This window comes from Bradyrhizobium paxllaeri, assembly GCF_001693515.2.
Classification (GTDB): Bacteria; Pseudomonadota; Alphaproteobacteria; order Rhizobiales; family Xanthobacteraceae; genus Bradyrhizobium; species Bradyrhizobium paxllaeri.
In genome coordinates this window covers 3,006,578-3,021,654 of sequence record NZ_CP042968.1, presented here as the reverse complement: position 1 = coordinate 3,021,654, position 15,077 = coordinate 3,006,578, and the positions used below count along the sequence as shown (strand labels likewise).

Genomic DNA, 15,077 nt, shown 5'->3' with positions numbered 1-15,077 from the left:
CTGCGGGAAAAACCGTTTCTGAAAGCTGTTGTTCCTTCTGCAAGGCTGCTTTCGCGCCGTTGCTGCTACATCGGCGCAACGCCTTCGACCAAGATCAGCCGCCGATCCAGCGCGTTCTCACGGACCTTCAGCGCTTCGGCGTATTCGGGCGAAGCGTACCATTCGCGCAAACGTTCCATCGTCGGAAACTCGACGATGATGATGGCTTTCGGCAGAGGACCGCCTTCGACAACACTTGCCGCGCCGCCGCGCACCAGATAGCGGCCGTCATATTTCGCAATCGTTTCGGCCGCGATGGTGCAATAGGACTCGAAGCCCGTCGCGTCACGCACATCGACTTCGGAAATGACATAGGCCGACATTGTCACCTCACGCGATGGTCTGAATCAGTCCGCCTTCTGCCCGCAGCGCGGCGCCGTTAGTCGCGGAAGCCTCTTTCGAACTGACGTAGATCACCATATTGGCGATCTCCTCGACGCTGGCAAAGCACTGGATCAGCGATCCGGGACGATGCTGCTTGATGAACTGCGCGGCTGCATCCTGCTCGGACTGGCCGTTCTGTCTGGCGAGATCGGCGACGAAAGTCTCAACGCCCTCGGACATGGTCGGCCCCGGCATCACTGAATTGACGGTAACAGCGGTACCCCGGGTCAATTCGGCAAGGCCGCGCGAAACGGCGAGTTGCGCCGTTTTGGTCATGCCGTAATGGATCATCTCCTTTGGAATCATCAGCGCCGACTCCGAGGCGATGAAAACGATACGGCCCCAATTGCGCTTCAGCATGCCCTGCATGTAGGCGCGCGACAAACGGATGCCGGACATCACGTTGACATCAAAAAAACGGCTCCAGTCCTCATCCGGAATATCGAAGAACGGCTTGGGCTCGAAGATACCGGTGTTATTGATGAGAATGTCCACATCAGGTAGCGCCGCAACCAAGGCCGTGCATCCCGCAGCCGTCGAGACATCAGCGGCAACACCGCGTACCTTGCCGCCGGCCTTATCGGCAGTCTTGCCGAGCGCGGCGGCCACGGCGTCGACCTTGGCTTGCGTTCGGCCATTGATCACCACGTCCGCGCCTGCAGCAACGAGGCCTTTGGCAATTGCGTGGCCGATACCGGAGGTAGAGCCAGTCACCAGCGCCGTCATGCCCGAAAGATCGATTTTCATCCGCCATCTCCATCGTTGATGACAGCGATATCGGAAGCGGCGGGTACGACCACAATTGCAGCCAGCGCGCGTCAGATGCGCAAATAAAAAGCGGCGCCCGGAGGGGCGCCGCTTTCTAACAACCAATCCGGAACAGCTTACGCCGCTTCGGCTTCCTTTTCCTGCACCGGGCCGGAGTCCTGGCCCTTGGCGTCGACGTCGCGGTCGACGAATTCGATCACGGCCATCGGGGCGTTGTCGCCGTAGCGGAAGCCGGCCTTGATGATGCGGGTGTAGCCGCCCTGGCGGTCCTTGTAGCGAGGCGCCAGCACATCGAACAGCTTCTTGACCTGGTCCTTGTCGCGCATCTCGGAGATCGCCTGGCGGCGCAGCGCCAGCCCGCCCTTCTTGCCGAGGGTGACGAGCTTCTCGACGATCGGACGCAATTCCTTGGCCTTCGGCAGCGTGGTGACGATCTGCTCGTGCTTGATCAGCGCGGCACACATGTTGGCGAACATCGCGCGGCGATGCTCGGCGGTGCGGTTGAGCTTGCGATGAACCTTGCCGTGACGCATTGAACTATTCCTTGTCTTGTCTTCGTCGCGACGGTTCGTCGGACTTGTTGCTCAGGTGGGCTGCCTGCGTTCGCCCCAGTCATTCCGGGGCGATGCGAAGCATCGAACCCGGAATCTCGAGATTCCGGATCGCCGCTTCGCGACGTCCGGAATGACGAATGCTCAGTAGTGATCCTCGAAGCGCTTGGCGAGCTCGTCGATGTTCTCCGGCGGCCAGCCCGGCACTTCCATGCCGAGATGCAGACCCATCTGGGCCAGCACTTCCTTGATCTCGTTCAGCGACTTGCGGCCGAAATTCGGGGTGCGGAGCATTTCCGCTTCGCTCTTCTGCACGAGGTCGCCGATGTAGACGATGTTGTCGTTCTTCAGACAGTTTGCCGAACGCACCGACAGCTCGAGCTCGTCGACCTTCTTGAGGAACGCCGGGTTGAACGCGAGATCGGGGATGATCTCCTGCGCCACTTCCTTGCGCGGCTCTTCGAAGTTCACGAACACGTTGAGCTGGTCCTGCAGGATGCGCGCGGCATAGGCCACCGCGTCCTCCGGCGAGATCGCGCCGTTGGTCTCGATCGTCATGGTCAGCTTGTCGTAGTCGAGGATCTGGCCCTCGCGGGTGTTCTCGACCTTGTAGGAGACCTTGCGCACGGGCGAGAACAGGCTGTCGACCGGGATCAGGCCGATCGGCGCATCCTCGGGCCGGTTGCGCTCGGCGGCGACGTAGCCCTTGCCGGCGGCAACAGTGAACTCCATGCGGATTTCAGCGCCCTCGTCCAGCGTGCAGAGCTGCAGCTCCGGATTGAGCACGACAATGTCGCCGACGGTCTGGATGTCGCCTGCGGTGACGACGCCCGGGCCCGACTTCTTCACGACCATGCGCTTGGGGCCTTCGCCCTGCATCTTGATCGAGATGTCCTTGATGTTGAGCACGATGTCGGTGACGTCCTCGCGAACGCCCGCGATCGAGGAGAACTCGTGCAGGACGCCGTCGATGTGCACCGACTGCACGGCGGCGCCCTGCAGCGACGACAGGAGGATGCGGCGCAGCGCGTTACCGAGCGTCTGGCCGAAACCGCGCTCGAGCGGCTCGGCGACGACGGTGGCAAACCGGGTCGCGTCGGAGCCCGGCGTTACCTGCAGCTTGTTCGGTCGAATAAGTTCTTGCCAATTTTTCTGGATCGTCACTTTGTCACCCCTTCGGGTCAATGGACCGGCCAGTCGATCCGCCTTCAGATCACTGGCGCTGGAGATCGCGGATCAGTCCGCGGAAAATTCCAAAAAACAATCGCGAGCGGCAAAACCGCCCGCGACCAGACATTAGACGCGCCGGCGCTTGCGCGGACGGCAACCATTGTGCGGGATCGTGGTCACGTCGCGGATCGACGTCACGGTGAAGCCCGCCGCCTGCAGCGCGCGAAGCGCCGATTCGCGGCCCGAACCGGGGCCGGCAACTTCCACTTCCAGCGTGCGCATGCCGTGTTCCTGCGCCTTCTTGGAAACGTCTTCGGCCGCGACCTGCGCGGCATAGGGGGTCGACTTGCGCGAGCCCTTGAACCCCATCGTGCCGGCCGACGACCAGGCGATGGTGTTGCCCTGTGCGTCGGTGATGGTGATGGTCGTGTTGTTGAACGACGAATTCACGTGCGCGATGCCGGAGGCGATGTTCTTGCGTTCGCGACGGCGTACGCGGGTGGCTTCCTTGCCCATTATCCTAAAACCTTCCTGTGATCTCAAACGCCGCCGTACTGCCAGCGGCTACACCTAAGAAGCGAAAGGTGAGCGGCGAATAGAAGCATTCGCTGCTCACCGTCCGCTATTCGCTAAATTACTTCTTCTTGCCGGCGATCGACTTGGCCGGGCCCTTGCGCGTGCGCGCATTGGTGTGGGTGCGCTGACCGCGCACCGGCAGGCCGCGGCGATGACGCAGGCCGCGATAGCAGCCGAGGTCCATCAGCCGCTTGATGTTGATGCCGGTCTCACGGCGAAGGTCGCCCTCGACGAGATAGTCGCGGTCGATCACTTCGCGGATCTGCAGGACTTCCTGGTCGCTCAACTGGCTGACGCGACGTTCGGTCGGGATCTTGACCTTCTCCATGATGTCGGCCGCGTTCTTCTGGCCGATGCCATGGATGTACTGGAGCGCGATCAGAACGCGCTTGTTGGTCGGGATATTCACGCCGGCAATACGGGCCACGGACTTCTCTCCTGTCGCCGATCCCCTATGGACCGGGCTATGTTCTTGCTAACTCGGGCAGGTGTCCGCAAACGCGAACACGACGCCCTCCCCTCAGCTTCTTTCGGGGCCCGGCATCGTCAAAAAACTATCCGACTTGGATGCGGGGCTTATTAAAGGATTCAACTCGGTTTCGTCAACCGCCTCTATCGCTTAGCTCGCTTTTTCGTGACCTTTTTGGCGGCTTTCCGGACGGTCGTTCTGGTCGCCTTCTTGGCCTTCCCGACAGCCCGCCGCTGGCTGGCCGGGGCTGCCTTCCCGGCCTTCCTAGAGGCCGCTTTCCTGCCCTTTGGGGCCGCTTTGGCGACCTTTTTGGCCGTTTTGGCAGCCTTTTTACCGGCCGGCCTGGCGGTCTTCCTGGCGGCCACAGCGGCCTTCCTGGCCGGCGTCGCCGCCTTGGCCGGCGCTGCCTTGGGTTCCACCGCCCCGATCGCGGACAGGATGCGGTTGATCTCCCGGGTGACGTGCTCGATGGTCATCATGCCATCGACAGTCAGAAGCTTCCGCCGCTCCGAGTAGTAGTGAATCAGGGGCTCGGTCAGGGTGCGGTACTGCGCCAGGCGCTTGGTCAGCACTTCCGGCGTATCGTCGACCCGAACCTCCTCGCCGCGCGCACGGGTTTCCTCGGCGCGCTTCTCGACGCGATCAAGCAACGCGCTCTCGTTGACGCGAAGTTCGACCACTGCGTCGAGCTTGAGATGCTTCTTCTTCAGGAGCTCATCGAGGGCTTCGGCCTGCGGCACCGTGCGCGGAAAGCCATCAAGGATGAAGCCCTTTTTCGCGTCCGGCTGTTCGATTCGGTCGGAGATGATTCCCACCACGACTTCGTCCGGGACGAGGCCGCCATTGGCCATGATGTCCTTGGCCTGCAGGCCGATCGGCGTTTCGGCGGCTACCGCGGCGCGGAGCATCTCGCCGGTCGAGAGCTGCACGATGCCGTGCTTGGAAACCAGCCGCAGGGCCTGAGTCCCCTTGCCCGAGCCCGGCGGCCCCAAAAGGATCAATCTCATGACTATTCGCCCCCCGGCTTGGTGAGCGAAACCCGCACACCCCGTTATTGGATTTCAGACCACCCCGCCGATCAGCGGCGACGGCCCCTCAGCTTGGACTTCCGGATCAGCCCCTCATACTGATGGGCCAACAGATAACCCTGCACCTGCGCCACCGTATCCATGGTCACGCTGACGACGATCAGAAGCGAGGTTCCGCCGAAGTAGAACGGCACCGAGGCATAGGAAATCAAGATCTCGGGAATCAGACACACGATCGCCAGATAGATCGCGCCCAGCACGGTGATACGCGACAGCACGTAGTCGATATATTCGGCGGTGCGCTCGCCCGGACGGATGCCGGGGATGAAGCCGCCATGCTTCTTCAGATTGTCCGCCGTCTCGGTCGGGTTGAACACGATCGCGGTGTAGAAGAAGGCGAAGAACACGATCAGCGCCAGATAGAGGAACAGGAACAGCGGACGGCCGTGGCTGAGCTGGGTGTTCAGCCACTGGAACCATTCCGGCCCCTTGCCGGCGTTGAAGTTCGCGACCGTGGCCGGCAGCAAGAGCAGCGACGAGGCGAAGATCGGCGGGATCACGCCCGAGGTGTTGAGCTTGAGCGGCAGATGCGAGGACTGGCCCTCGAACATCTTGTTGCCGACCTGGCGCTTCGGATACTGGATCAGAAGCCGGCGCTGCGCGCGCTCCATGAACACGATGAAGGCGATCACGGCGACCGCCATCACGATGACGATCAGGATCAGGCCGGTCGACAGCGCGCCCTGCCGTCCCAGTTCCAGCATATTGGCCAAGGCAGAAGGCAGCTCAGCGACGATGCCGGCCAGAATGATCAGCGAAATGCCGTTGCCGATGCCGCGCGAGGTGATCTGCTCGCCGAGCCACATCAGGAACATGGTGCCGCCGGTCAGCGTGATCGTGGTCGAAAGCAGGAAGAACATGCCGGGGTCGCTGACGACATTGCCGGCGCCCTGCAGTCCGATCGCGATGCCGTAGGCCTGGAACGTCGCCAGGATCACCGTGAGGTAGCGGGTATACTGGTTCAGCGTCTTGCGGCCGGCCTCGCCTTCCTTCTTCAAGGCTTCGAGCTTCGGCGATACCGTCGTCAGGAGCTGGATGATGATCGATGCCGAGATATACGGCATGATGTTCAGCGCGAAGATCGCCATGCGGTTGATGCCGCCGCCGGCGAACATGTTGAACATGCCGAGAATGCCGCCGGCCTGCGACTTGAACACCTGCTCCCAGGCCGCAGGATCGATGCCGGGCAGCGGAATGTAGGTGCCGAGCCGATAAACAAGCAGCGCACCCAGTGTAAACCAGATGCGCTTCTTCAGTTCGTCGGCCTTCGCCAAAGCGCCGAAATTGAGGTTTGCCGCAAGTTGTTCTGCTGCTGAGACCATGTTCAGGCTTTCTCCCGCCGTCCCCCGAGGCCGACGCCCCGTCCCGGGGGCTATCGGCAGACGCCGGACATTATTTGGTGCGCGGCTTCGATAAGTCCATTGGTCTATGCCCGCGACCGGGCGGGCATGACGCAGATGTTACGCCGCCTCGCCTTCTTCCTTCTTGGCCGGGGCCAGGATCTTCACCGTGCCGCCGGCCTTCTCGACCGCAGCAACCGCGGATTTCGAGGCGCCATGCACCTCGATCGCGAGCTTGGCCTTGAGTTCGCCACGGCCGAGCAGCCGCAGGCCGTCCTTGGCGCGGCGCAGCATGCCGGCCTTGACCAGCGATTCAACCGTCACCGTCTCCTTGACGTCGACCTGCTTGGCGTCGATCGCCTGCTGCAGCCGGTCAAGGTTGATCTCGGCGAAGTCGAGCCGGAAGATGTTGTTGAAGCCGCGCTTCGGCAGGCGACGATGCAGCGGCATCTGGCCGCCCTCGAAGCCCTTGATGCGCACGCCCGAACGCGCGGTCTGGCCCTTGCCGCCGCGGCCCGAAGTCTTGCCCTTGCCCGAACCGATGCCACGGCCGACGCGCATGCGCTTCTTGCGCGAGCCGGCGTTGTCGGCGATATCGCTGAGCTTCATCGTTAGCGTCCTTATTCTCTTGCTTACTCGCCGACGACGCGGACGAGATGCTGGACCTTGTTGATCATGCCGCGAACTTCAGGGGTATCCTGAAGCTCGGCAACCCGGCCGATCTTGTTGAGCTTGAGGCCGATCAGCGTCGAACGCTGCGAGTGGTGGCGGCGGATTGCGCTGCCGATCTGCTCGACCTTGATCGTCTTTGCGGCCTTGGCCATCGTCTTAACTCCAAAAAGCGCTGAAATCGCGCCGGTTATTCAGCCACCGCTTCGGCGTCGCCGCCGACGCGGCGCGACTGCAGCGTGGACACCTTGATGTTGCGGCGGGCCGCCACCGAACGCGGCGAATCCTGATGCTTCAGCGCGTCGAAGGTGGCGCGAACCATGTTGTAGGGGTTCGACGAGCCGATCGACTTAGCCACCACGTCCTGGATGCCGAGCGTCTCGAACACCGCGCGCATCGGGCCGCCGGCGATGATGCCGGTACCGGCCGGAGCGGCACGCAGGTAGACGCGGCCGGCGCCGTGACGGCCGGCGATGTCATGATGCAGCGTGCGACCTTCGCGCAGCGCGACGCGCGTCAGGTTGCGCTTGGCCGACTCGGTCGCCTTGCGGATCGCCTCGGGAACTTCGCGCGCCTTGCCGTGGCCGAAACCGACCCGACCCTTCTGGTCGCCGATCACGACCAGCGCCGCAAAGCCGAAGCGCTTGCCGCCCTTGACGACCTTCGCCACGCGATTGATGTGGACGAGCTTGTCGACGAACTCGCTGTCGCGCTCCTCGCGATCCCTGCTCCGTTCGCGTCCGCCGCGTTCGCGTTCACCTGCCATGGTGTTTTCCAATCTTTAGGGGAGATAAGCCCCTGTCCTCGTAAATGTTCAAAACGGTTGGTTAGAAGCTCAGTCCGCTTTCGCGGGCCGCATCGGCGAGCGCCTTGACGCGCCCGTGATAGAGATACTGACCGCGATCGAACACCACTTCCTTGACGCCCTTCTGCACGGCGCGTTCCGCCAGCAGCTTGCCGACGGCCTTGGCCGCATCGATGTTGGCGCCCGTGTTGCCGGCCTCGCGCATGGTCTTTTCCAGCGACGAGGCGGAAGCGAGCGTCTCGCCCTTCAGGTCGTCGATGACCTGGGCGTAGATGTGCTTCGACGAACGGAACACCGACAGACGCGGGCGTCCATTGGCCGACCGGCGCAGCGCGTTGCGCACGCGCTGCTTGCGCCGGGCATTCGTGACCTTGAGTGACATGACCGGCTCCGTTACTTCTTCTTGCCTTCCTTGCGGAAGATGAATTCGTTGGCGTACTTCACGCCCTTGCCCTTGTAGGGCTCCGGCGGACGGTAGGCGCGAATCTCGGCGGCGACCTGCCCGACCCGCTGGGAATCGGTGCCGGTGATCGTGATCTCGGTCGGCTTCGGCACCGCGATGGTGATGCCTTCCGGGATCGCGTAGACCACGTCGTGGCTGTAGCCGAGCGCGAGCTGCAGGTTCTTGCCCTGCATCGCGGCGCGGTAACCGACGCCGGTGATCTCGAGCTTCTTCTCGAAGCCCTTGGTGACGCCCTCGACCAGGTTCGCGACCTGCGCGCGCGCGGTGCCGTACATGGCCTGCGCGCGGTTGGTCTTGAACTTCGGCGCGACCTTGACCGCGCCGCTATCGAGCTTCACCTCGACGTCGTCGTGGACGACGAACTGAAGCTGGCCCTTCGGCCCCTTCACCTTGACGGTCTGTCCCTCGACGGTCGCCGTCACACCGGACGGGATCGCCACAGGCCGTTTGCCAACACGTGACATGGCTAAAAATCCTTCTCCTTAGCGTTTTCCGGCGAAGTGTGCAGCGGTTCGCCGTAGAAAACGCGTCAAACTAAAAGTTGGTGCGCATTCTTGTCGCAAAACCGGTTCCCACTTTTGCGGAATGCGCACTAGAGCACCGTGAAGAGAACTTCGCCGCCCACATTCGCGTCGCGCGCTTGGTGGTCAGCCATGATTCCCTTCGGCGTCGACAACACCGAAATGCCGAGACCGTTGTTCACGCGCGGCAGGTTCTTCACCGAAGCGTAAACCCGGCGACCGGGCTTCGAGACCCGCTCGATCTCGCGAATGACGGGCTCGCCGTCGAAATATTTCAACTCGATCTCGAGCTCGCTGCGGCCCGAAGCATGTTCGACGCTGGCGTAGCCGCGGATGTAGCCCTCGGACTTCAGCACTTCGAGCACGCTGGCGCGCATCTTCGAGCCCGGGGTCGAGACCTTGGACTTCGAACGCATCTGCGCGTTGCGGATGCGGGTGATGAGATCGCTGATCGGATCGTGCGTAGACATCTTTCCGACCCTCCTTACCAGCTCGACTTCACGAGCCCGGGAACCAGGCCCTTGGAGCCGAGTTCACGCAGCGCGATGCGCGAGAGCTTGTTCTTGCGGTAGTTCGAGCGCGGACGGCCGGTCAGTTCGCAACGGTTGCGGATGCGCGTCGTCGACGAGTTGCGCGGCAACTGGGCGAGCTTGAGCGTCGCCGCAAACCGCTCTTCCATCGGCTTGGTCTTGTCGGCGATGATCGCCTTCAGCTTGGCGCGCGCCGGTGCGGCGTTCTTGGCCATCCGCTTGCGCCGGTTGTTCTTCTCGATCGAACTCTTCTTTGCCATGCTTGGCTCCTGGGTTTCCGCGTTTGAGAGGCTTTAGCTGCGTCTCACTGCCGGAACGGGAAATTGAAAGCGGTCAACAAGGCCCTCGCCTCGTCGTCGGTCTTCGCCGTGGTGCAGACGGTGATGTCCATGCCGCGGGCTTCCGAAACCTTGTCGAAATCGATTTCGGGGAAAATGATGTGCTCCTTGATGCCGAGCGAATAGTTGCCGCGGCCGTCGAAGCTCTTCGGGTTCAGGCCACGGAAGTCGCGCACGCGCGGCAGCGCCACGTTCACCAGGCGATCGATGAACTCGTACATCCGCGCCTTGCGCAGCGTGACCTTGCAGCCGATCGGCTGGTTCTCGCGCAGCTTGAAGGTCGCGATCGCAATCCGCGAATAGGTCACGATCGCCTTCTGGCCGGCGATCTGGGTCAGCTCGGCAGCCGCGGTCTCGGCCTTCTTGCGGTCGTTGACGGAATCGCCGACGCCCATGTTGAGCACGACCTTGTCCAGCCGCGGCACCTGCATGACGTTGGCGTAGCCGAACTTTTCAGTCAGCTGGCTCCGAATGCTCTTGTCATACTCCGCACGAAGACGCGGCGTGTAAGCGGTATCAGCCATCGATCTCTGCTCCCGAGCTCTTGGCAACGCGTACCTTCTTGCCATCGGCCTGAATCTTGAACCCAATGCGGGTCGGCTTTCCGTCCTTGCCGACATAGGCGACGTTGGACAGATGGATCGGCGACTCCTTGGAGATGATGCCGCCTTCCTGGTTCTGGGTCTGCTTCTGGTGACGCTTCACCAGGTTGACGCCGCGCACCAGCGCCGTGTTGTCGGCGGGGCGGACCTCGAATACTTCGCCGGTACGGCCCTTGTCGCGGCCGTTCAGCACGATGACCTTGTCACCCTTGCGGATCTTGGCAGCCATCACAGCACCTCCGGCGCAAGCGAGATGATCTTCATGTGGTTCTTGGCACGCAGCTCGCGCGGCACGGGCCCGAAGATACGGGTGCCGACGGGCTCCGACTGGTTGTTGATCAGGACGGCGGCGTTGCGGTCGAAACGGATGACCGAACCGTCGGCGCGGCGGATGTCCTTGCGAACGCGCACCACGACGGCCTTCATCACGTCGCCCTTCTTCACCTTGCCGCGCGGAATCGCTTCCTTGATCGACACGACGATAACGTCGCCCACGGTGGCATAGCGGCGCTTGGAGCCCCCCAGCACCTTGATGCACATGACACGGCGTGCGCCTGAATTGTCGGCCACGTCGAGGTTGGTCTGCATCTGAATCATTGATGCACCTCGTCCTCTTTCTGCGCTTTAGCGCGCTCAAAATTTCCCTGAATTACTTCGACCAGGCCGAAGTTATCAGGCGGTTTTCTTCTGTTCGCCCCGGACCACGGTCCAGCGCTTCAACTTCGAGATCGGCTTGCTCTCCTCGATCCAAACCATGTCGCCCGGCTTGAACTCGTTGTTCTCGTCGTGCGCGTGGTAGTTCTTGGAGCGGCGGATCGTCTTCTTGTAGATCGGATGGGTGAAGCGGCGATCGACGCGCACCACCACCGTCTTGGCTTGCTTGTCGCTCACGACCACGCCCTGAAGCGTACGTTTCGGCATGTCCGGCCCCTTACTTCTTCTTCGCGCGGGCTTGCGCGGCGATGGTCTTGATGCGGGCGATATCGCGGCGGGCTTCACGCAGCCGCGAGGTGTTCTCCAGCTGCCCGGTGGCGCGCTGGAAACGCAGGTTGAAACGCTCCTTCTTCAGATTGAGGACAGCGTCCTCCCTCTGGTCGTCGCTCATCGCGCGGATATCTTCAACTTTCATCGGGGCCATGAATGTTACTCCGCAATGCGCGCGACGAAGCGCGTCTTGATCGGCAGCTTGGCGGCAGCGAGCGTCAGCGCTTCCTTCGCGGTCTGCACGTTGACGCCGTCGATCTCGAAAATCACGCGGCCCGGCTTGACCCGCGCCACCCACAATTCCGGCGTACCCTTGCCCGAGCCCATGCGGACTTCGGCGGGCTTCTTCGAAACCGGCAGGTCGGGAAACACGCGGATCCAGACGCGGCCGGCGCGCTTCATGTGACGGGTCAGCGCGCGGCGCGCGGCTTCGATCTGGCGGGCGGTGATGCGCTCGGGCGCCATCGCCTTCAGGCCGAACTGGCCGAACGACAACGTCGCACCCGAAGTCGCAACGCCGTGGATACGGCCCTTATGCGCCTTCCGGAACTTCGTTTTCTTTGGTTGCATCATGGCTTTAAGCCCTCAAACCTTCTCTAATGTCTCACGCAGCAGCGGCGTCGCGGCGGGGACGCGCAGTGTCGCCCTCGGCCATCTTCTTGTCCTGGGCCATCGGATCGTGCTCGAGGATCTCGCCCTTGAAGATCCAGACCTTGACGCCGCAGGTGCCGAACGTCGTGAACGCGGTCGCCACGCCATAATCGACGTCGGCGCGCAGTGTGTGCAGCGGCACGCGGCCTTCGCGGTACCACTCCATGCGCGCGATTTCCGCACCACCCAGACGGCCCGAGCAGTTGATACGAATGCCCTCGGCGCCGAGGCGCATCGCCGACTGCACCGCCCGCTTCATGGCGCGGCGGAACGCAACGCGGCGCTCGAGCTGCTGCGCGATCGATTCGGCGACCAGGGTGGCGTCGAGCTCGGGCTTGCGGATTTCGACGATGTTGATGACGACGTCGGAAGCCGTGATGTCGGCAACCCGCTTGCGCAGCTTGTCGATGTCGGCGCCCTTCTTGCCGATCACGACGCCCGGACGCGCCGAGTGTATCGTCACGCGGCACTTCTTGTGCGGACGCTCGATCACGATGCGGGCGACGGCGGCCTGCTTGAGCTCCTTGTGCAGGATCTCGCGGATCTTGACGTCTTCATGCAGCAGCTTGCCGTATTCGCTCTTGCCGGCGAACCATCGCGAATCCCAGGTGCGGTTGATGCCGAGACGCAGCCCGATTGGATTGATCTTTTGACCCATCGTATTCTCCTGCGCCGCTTTAAGCGCTTGCCTCGGCCTCGACCTGACGAACCACGATGGTCAGGTGCGAGAACGGTTTATAGATACGGCCCGAGCGGCCACGGCCGCGCGGTGCAAAACGCTTCATGACGATGCCGTTGCCGACATGCGCCTCGGCGACGACGAGATCGTCGACTTCGAGGTCATGGTTGTTCTCGGCGTTGGCGATCGCCGATTCCAGGCACTTCTTGACGTCGACCGCGATCCGCTTGCGCGAGAACTGCAGGTCGGCGAGCGCAGCCGAAGCCTTCCGGCCGCGGATCAGCTGAGCGACCAGGTTGAGCTTCTGCGGGCTGACGCGCAGCATCCGGGCAACCGCCTTGGCCTCGTTGTCCGCGAGGCTACGTTCGCGCTTTGGTTTGCTCATCGTCTATTCCTCAAGCCTTCTTGGCTTTCTTGTCGCCCGAGTGGCCATGGAAGGTACGGGTCGGCGAGAACTCGCCGAACTTGTGACCGACCATTTCCTCGTTGACCGAGACCGGCACATGCTTCTGGCCGTTGTAGACGCCGAACGTCAGGCCGACGAACTGCGGCAGGATGGTCGAGCGGCGGCTCCAGATCTTGATGACGTCGTGACGGCCGGACGCACGCGCCGCATCTGCCTTCTTGAGCAGCGACGCCTCGACAAACGGGCCTTTCCAGACTGAACGAACCATGTCCGGCGTTCCTTACTTCTTCCGCTTGTGGCGGCTTAGGAGGATGAATCGGTTGGTCGACTTGTTCGACCGGGTCTTCTTGCCCTTGGTCGGCTTGCCCCACGGGGTAACCGGGTGGCGGCCGCCCGAGGTGCGGCCTTCGCCGCCGCCATGCGGGTGATCGATCGGGTTCATGACGACGCCGCGGTTATGCGGGCGCCAGCCCAGCCAGCGGGTGCGGCCGGCCTTGCCGATCGAGATGTTCATGTGGTCAGGGTTCGACACCGCACCGATGGTGCCGCGGCAGCGGCCGTGCACCAGGCGCTGCTCGCCCGAGTTCAGGCGCAGAATGACGTAGTCCTGGTCGCGGCCGACGATCTGGGCGTAGGTGCCGGCCGAACGCGCGATCTGGCCGCCCTTCCCGATCTTCATCTCGATGTTGTGGACGATGGTGCCGACCGGCATGTTGCCGAGCGGCATGACATTGCCCGGCTTCACGTCGACATGGCTGCCGGCGACGACGGTGTCGCCCACGGCCAGACGCTGCGGCGCCAGGATGTAGGCCTGCTCGCCGTCCTGATACTTGATCAGCGCGATGAACGCGGTGCGGTTCGGATCGTATTCCAGCCGCTCGACGACCGCGGGAACGTCAACCTTGTTCCGCTTGAAGTCGACGATACGGTAGGCCTTCTTGTGGCCGCCGCCGCGGAAGCGCACGGTGATGCGGCCGGTGTTGTTGCGGCCGCCATTGCCGAGCTTGCCCTCGGTCAGCGCCTTCACCGGCTTGCCCTTGTAGAGCGCCGAACGGTCGACCATCACCAGCTGGCGCTGGCCCGGCGTCGTCGGATTATATGTTTTCAATGCCATCGCTGTGTCGCCTTATAGTCCGGTGGTGACGTCGATGCGGTGGCCCTCTTCGAGGGTCACGACCGCCCGCTTCACGTCCGACTGCGAGCCGAAATTGCCGCGGAACACCTTGGTCTTGCCCTTGCGGACCAGCGTGTTCACGCTCTTCACCTTGACGTCGAACAGCTTTTCGACGGCTTCCTTGATTTGCGGCTTGGTCGCCTTGTTGGCGACCTTGAACACGACCTTGTTGTGCTCGGACGCAACCGTCGCCTTTTCGGTGACGACGGGCGCTACGATCACGTCGTAATGGCGCGGATCGATATTCTTCATTTGAAGCGCGCCTCCAGCGCATCCACTGCCGCCTTCGTCAGCACGAGCTTCTGACGGCGCAGAATGTCGTAGACGTTGATGCCCTGAATCGGCAGCACGTCGATATTCGGAATGTTGCGCGCAGCGGTCGCGAATCCGGTGTTGAGCTCGGCGCCGTCGATGATCAGCGCGTTGGTGAGCCCAAGGCCGGAGAAGTGGCCGACCAGCGCCTTGGTCTTGGCATCCTTGACCTGCGTATTGTCGATCACGATCAGGCCGCCGTCCTTGGCCTTCGCCGACAGAGCATGCTTGAGCGCGAGCGCCCGCACCTTCTTCGGCAGGTCGGTCGCGTGCGAGCGGACCACCGGACCGAACGCACGGCCACCGCCGCGGAACTGCGGCACGCGGGCCGAGCCGTGACGGGCGCCGCCGGTGCCCTTCTGCTTGTACATCTTCTTGCCGGTGCGCCAGACGTCGGCGCGGCCCTGCGTCTTGTGCGTTCCGGCCTGGCGCTTGTTGAGCTGCCATTGCACGCAACGCTGGATAATATCGACGCGCGGCTCCAGACCGAAGATCGCGTCCGAGAGCTGGACCGATCCGGCTTCCTTACCTTCGAGGGTCGTGACTTTCAGTTCCATC

27 protein-coding genes are annotated in these 15,077 nt (G+C 62.8%); all 27 read right to left on the bottom strand.

Annotation, left to right across the window (positions count from 1 at the left end; all coding sequences use genetic code 11):
- Nucleotides 1–65: 65 nt before the first annotated feature.
- The 27 genes from LMTR21_RS14210 to rplD all read right to left on the bottom strand — a co-directional run bounded on the left by LMTR21_RS14210 (nt 66) and on the right by rplD (nt 15,076).
- On the bottom strand, nt 66–362 hold the full coding sequence (locus LMTR21_RS14210; RefSeq protein ID WP_065750126.1) for a DUF1330 domain-containing protein: 297 nt from the start codon (nt 360–362) through the stop codon (nt 66–68).
- 7 nt (nt 363–369) lie between these two features.
- Nucleotides 370–1,170 (bottom strand): SDR family NAD(P)-dependent oxidoreductase, encoded by an 801-nt coding sequence (locus LMTR21_RS14205; protein ID WP_065750125.1) that lies wholly within the window; start codon nt 1,168–1,170, stop codon nt 370–372.
- Nucleotides 1,171–1,307: 137 nt separating this feature from the next.
- The gene (gene rplQ, locus LMTR21_RS14200) at nt 1,308–1,724 is read right to left on the bottom strand and encodes a 50S ribosomal protein L17 (protein ID WP_057834261.1); all 417 of its coding nucleotides are present in this window, start codon (nt 1,722–1,724) and stop codon (nt 1,308–1,310) included.
- 162 nt (nt 1,725–1,886) lie between these two features.
- Nucleotides 1,887–2,927: a DNA-directed RNA polymerase subunit alpha gene (locus LMTR21_RS14195; RefSeq protein ID WP_187399354.1), complete on the bottom strand. Its 1,041-nt coding sequence runs from the start codon at nt 2,925–2,927 to the stop codon at nt 1,887–1,889.
- 111 nt (nt 2,928–3,038) lie between these two features.
- Nucleotides 3,039–3,428, bottom strand: coding sequence for a 30S ribosomal protein S11 (rpsK, locus tag LMTR21_RS14190; RefSeq protein WP_006021048.1), 390 nt, complete (start codon nt 3,426–3,428; stop codon nt 3,039–3,041).
- Between the two features lie 118 nt (nt 3,429–3,546).
- Nucleotides 3,547–3,915, bottom strand: coding sequence for a 30S ribosomal protein S13 (gene rpsM, locus LMTR21_RS14185; protein ID WP_065750124.1), 369 nt, complete (start codon nt 3,913–3,915; stop codon nt 3,547–3,549).
- Between the two features lie 185 nt (nt 3,916–4,100).
- Nucleotides 4,101–4,964 (bottom strand): adenylate kinase, encoded by an 864-nt coding sequence (locus LMTR21_RS14180; RefSeq protein WP_065750123.1) that lies wholly within the window; start codon nt 4,962–4,964, stop codon nt 4,101–4,103.
- Between the two features lie 71 nt (nt 4,965–5,035).
- A complete protein-coding gene (gene secY, locus LMTR21_RS14175; RefSeq protein ID WP_057834257.1) occupies nt 5,036–6,367 on the bottom strand; it encodes a preprotein translocase subunit SecY in 1,332 nt (443 codons plus the stop codon).
- 138 nt (nt 6,368–6,505) lie between these two features.
- Nucleotides 6,506–6,994: a 50S ribosomal protein L15 gene (gene rplO, locus LMTR21_RS14170; protein ID WP_065750122.1), complete on the bottom strand. Its 489-nt coding sequence runs from the start codon at nt 6,992–6,994 to the stop codon at nt 6,506–6,508.
- 23 nt (nt 6,995–7,017) lie between these two features.
- The gene (gene rpmD, locus LMTR21_RS14165) at nt 7,018–7,209 is read right to left on the bottom strand and encodes a 50S ribosomal protein L30 (RefSeq protein WP_057834255.1); all 192 of its coding nucleotides are present in this window, start codon (nt 7,207–7,209) and stop codon (nt 7,018–7,020) included.
- A gap of 35 nt (nt 7,210–7,244) precedes the next feature.
- Nucleotides 7,245–7,820, bottom strand: a complete 576-nt coding sequence (rpsE, locus tag LMTR21_RS14160; protein WP_029081759.1) for a 30S ribosomal protein S5 — start codon at nt 7,818–7,820, stop codon at nt 7,245–7,247.
- Between the two features lie 61 nt (nt 7,821–7,881).
- Nucleotides 7,882–8,241 (bottom strand): 50S ribosomal protein L18, encoded by a 360-nt coding sequence (gene rplR, locus LMTR21_RS14155; protein ID WP_065750121.1) that lies wholly within the window; start codon nt 8,239–8,241, stop codon nt 7,882–7,884.
- Nucleotides 8,242–8,252: 11 nt separating this feature from the next.
- Nucleotides 8,253–8,786 carry a 50S ribosomal protein L6 gene (rplF, locus tag LMTR21_RS14150; protein ID WP_065750120.1) on the bottom strand — a complete coding sequence of 178 codons (534 nt, stop codon included), beginning with the start codon at nt 8,784–8,786 and terminating at the stop codon, nt 8,253–8,255.
- Between the two features lie 128 nt (nt 8,787–8,914).
- A complete protein-coding gene (rpsH, locus tag LMTR21_RS14145; protein WP_065750119.1) occupies nt 8,915–9,313 on the bottom strand; it encodes a 30S ribosomal protein S8 in 399 nt (132 codons plus the stop codon).
- Between the two features lie 14 nt (nt 9,314–9,327).
- A complete protein-coding gene (rpsN, locus tag LMTR21_RS14140) occupies nt 9,328–9,633 on the bottom strand; it encodes a 30S ribosomal protein S14 (RefSeq protein ID WP_065750118.1) in 306 nt (101 codons plus the stop codon).
- A 44-nt stretch (nt 9,634–9,677) separates the two neighbouring features.
- On the bottom strand, nt 9,678–10,235 hold the full coding sequence (rplE, locus tag LMTR21_RS14135) for a 50S ribosomal protein L5 (protein ID WP_057834251.1): 558 nt from the start codon (nt 10,233–10,235) through the stop codon (nt 9,678–9,680).
- The gene (gene rplX, locus LMTR21_RS14130) at nt 10,228–10,542 is read right to left on the bottom strand and encodes a 50S ribosomal protein L24 (RefSeq protein WP_065750117.1); all 315 of its coding nucleotides are present in this window, start codon (nt 10,540–10,542) and stop codon (nt 10,228–10,230) included. Before rplX ends, rplE begins: the two co-directional genes overlap by 8 nt.
- On the bottom strand, nt 10,542–10,910 hold the full coding sequence (rplN, locus tag LMTR21_RS14125; protein WP_011473865.1) for a 50S ribosomal protein L14: 369 nt from the start codon (nt 10,908–10,910) through the stop codon (nt 10,542–10,544). The genes rplX and rplN overlap by 1 nt, the downstream gene beginning before the upstream one ends.
- A gap of 75 nt (nt 10,911–10,985) precedes the next feature.
- Nucleotides 10,986–11,234, bottom strand: coding sequence for a 30S ribosomal protein S17 (rpsQ, locus tag LMTR21_RS14120; RefSeq protein WP_009797129.1), 249 nt, complete (start codon nt 11,232–11,234; stop codon nt 10,986–10,988).
- 10 nt (nt 11,235–11,244) lie between these two features.
- Complete coding sequence (rpmC, locus tag LMTR21_RS14115; protein ID WP_057834249.1) at nt 11,245–11,451, bottom strand: 50S ribosomal protein L29; 207 nt, start codon at nt 11,449–11,451, stop codon at nt 11,245–11,247.
- Between the two features lie 5 nt (nt 11,452–11,456).
- The gene (rplP, locus tag LMTR21_RS14110; RefSeq protein WP_057849123.1) at nt 11,457–11,870 is read right to left on the bottom strand and encodes a 50S ribosomal protein L16; all 414 of its coding nucleotides are present in this window, start codon (nt 11,868–11,870) and stop codon (nt 11,457–11,459) included.
- Nucleotides 11,871–11,901: 31 nt separating this feature from the next.
- Nucleotides 11,902–12,606, bottom strand: coding sequence for a 30S ribosomal protein S3 (gene rpsC / locus LMTR21_RS14105; RefSeq protein WP_028349053.1), 705 nt, complete (start codon nt 12,604–12,606; stop codon nt 11,902–11,904).
- Between the two features lie 19 nt (nt 12,607–12,625).
- Nucleotides 12,626–13,012, bottom strand: coding sequence for a 50S ribosomal protein L22 (gene rplV / locus LMTR21_RS14100; RefSeq protein WP_057834247.1), 387 nt, complete (start codon nt 13,010–13,012; stop codon nt 12,626–12,628).
- Between the two features lie 10 nt (nt 13,013–13,022).
- The gene (rpsS, locus tag LMTR21_RS14095) at nt 13,023–13,301 is read right to left on the bottom strand and encodes a 30S ribosomal protein S19 (RefSeq protein ID WP_024509042.1); all 279 of its coding nucleotides are present in this window, start codon (nt 13,299–13,301) and stop codon (nt 13,023–13,025) included.
- Nucleotides 13,302–13,313: 12 nt separating this feature from the next.
- Complete coding sequence (gene rplB, locus LMTR21_RS14090) at nt 13,314–14,147, bottom strand: 50S ribosomal protein L2 (RefSeq protein ID WP_057834246.1); 834 nt, start codon at nt 14,145–14,147, stop codon at nt 13,314–13,316.
- A 12-nt stretch (nt 14,148–14,159) separates the two neighbouring features.
- Nucleotides 14,160–14,459 carry a 50S ribosomal protein L23 gene (locus LMTR21_RS14085; RefSeq protein WP_057834245.1) on the bottom strand — a complete coding sequence of 100 codons (300 nt, stop codon included), beginning with the start codon at nt 14,457–14,459 and terminating at the stop codon, nt 14,160–14,162.
- Nucleotides 14,456–15,076, bottom strand: a complete 621-nt coding sequence (rplD, locus tag LMTR21_RS14080) for a 50S ribosomal protein L4 (RefSeq protein WP_065750116.1) — start codon at nt 15,074–15,076, stop codon at nt 14,456–14,458. Before rplD ends, LMTR21_RS14085 begins: the two co-directional genes overlap by 4 nt.
- Between the last annotated feature and the right edge of the window lies 1 nt (nt 15,077).

Coding starts and splice junctions, on each gene's coding strand:
- rpsE (WP_029081759.1), bottom strand. CDS start 7,820: ATGGCAGGTGAACGCGAACGCGGCGGACGCGAACGGAGCAGGGATCGC.
- rpsQ (WP_009797129.1), bottom strand. CDS start 11,234: ATGCCGAAACGTACGCTTCAGGGCGTGGTCGTGAGCGACAAGCAAGCC.
- rpmD (WP_057834255.1), bottom strand. CDS start 7,209: ATGGCCAAGGCCGCAAAGACGATCAAGGTCGAGCAGATCGGCAGCGCA.
- rplQ (WP_057834261.1), bottom strand. CDS start 1,724: ATGCGTCACGGCAAGGTTCATCGCAAGCTCAACCGCACCGCCGAGCAT.
- rpsS (WP_024509042.1), bottom strand. CDS start 13,301: ATGGTTCGTTCAGTCTGGAAAGGCCCGTTTGTCGAGGCGTCGCTGCTC.
- rpsH (WP_065750119.1), bottom strand. CDS start 9,313: ATGTCTACGCACGATCCGATCAGCGATCTCATCACCCGCATCCGCAAC.
- rplB (WP_057834246.1), bottom strand. CDS start 14,147: ATGGCATTGAAAACATATAATCCGACGACGCCGGGCCAGCGCCAGCTG.
- rplV (WP_057834247.1), bottom strand. CDS start 13,012: ATGAGCAAACCAAAGCGCGAACGTAGCCTCGCGGACAACGAGGCCAAG.
- rplX (WP_065750117.1), bottom strand. CDS start 10,542: ATGGCTGCCAAGATCCGCAAGGGTGACAAGGTCATCGTGCTGAACGGC.
- rplE (WP_057834251.1), bottom strand. CDS start 10,235: ATGGCTGATACCGCTTACACGCCGCGTCTTCGTGCGGAGTATGACAAG.
- rplP (WP_057849123.1), bottom strand. CDS start 11,870: ATGATGCAACCAAAGAAAACGAAGTTCCGGAAGGCGCATAAGGGCCGT.
- LMTR21_RS14210 (WP_065750126.1), bottom strand. CDS start 362: ATGTCGGCCTATGTCATTTCCGAAGTCGATGTGCGTGACGCGACGGGC.
- rplN (WP_011473865.1), bottom strand. CDS start 10,910: ATGATTCAGATGCAGACCAACCTCGACGTGGCCGACAATTCAGGCGCA.
- LMTR21_RS14085 (WP_057834245.1), bottom strand. CDS start 14,459: ATGAAGAATATCGATCCGCGCCATTACGACGTGATCGTAGCGCCCGTC.
- secY (WP_057834257.1), bottom strand. CDS start 6,367: ATGGTCTCAGCAGCAGAACAACTTGCGGCAAACCTCAATTTCGGCGCT.
- rplR (WP_065750121.1), bottom strand. CDS start 8,241: ATGTCACTCAAGGTCACGAATGCCCGGCGCAAGCAGCGCGTGCGCAAC.
- rpsC (WP_028349053.1), bottom strand. CDS start 12,606: ATGGGTCAAAAGATCAATCCAATCGGGCTGCGTCTCGGCATCAACCGC.
- rplD (WP_065750116.1), bottom strand. CDS start 15,076: ATGGAACTGAAAGTCACGACCCTCGAAGGTAAGGAAGCCGGATCGGTC.
- rpsN (WP_065750118.1), bottom strand. CDS start 9,633: ATGGCAAAGAAGAGTTCGATCGAGAAGAACAACCGGCGCAAGCGGATG.
- rpmC (WP_057834249.1), bottom strand. CDS start 11,451: ATGGCCCCGATGAAAGTTGAAGATATCCGCGCGATGAGCGACGACCAG.
- LMTR21_RS14180 (WP_065750123.1), bottom strand. CDS start 4,964: ATGAGATTGATCCTTTTGGGGCCGCCGGGCTCGGGCAAGGGGACTCAG.
- LMTR21_RS14205 (WP_065750125.1), bottom strand. CDS start 1,170: ATGAAAATCGATCTTTCGGGCATGACGGCGCTGGTGACTGGCTCTACC.
- rplO (WP_065750122.1), bottom strand. CDS start 6,994: ATGAAGCTCAGCGATATCGCCGACAACGCCGGCTCGCGCAAGAAGCGC.
- rpsK (WP_006021048.1), bottom strand. CDS start 3,428: ATGGGCAAGGAAGCCACCCGCGTACGCCGTCGCGAACGCAAGAACATC.
- rplF (WP_065750120.1), bottom strand. CDS start 8,786: ATGTCACGTGTTGGCAAACGGCCTGTGGCGATCCCGTCCGGTGTGACG.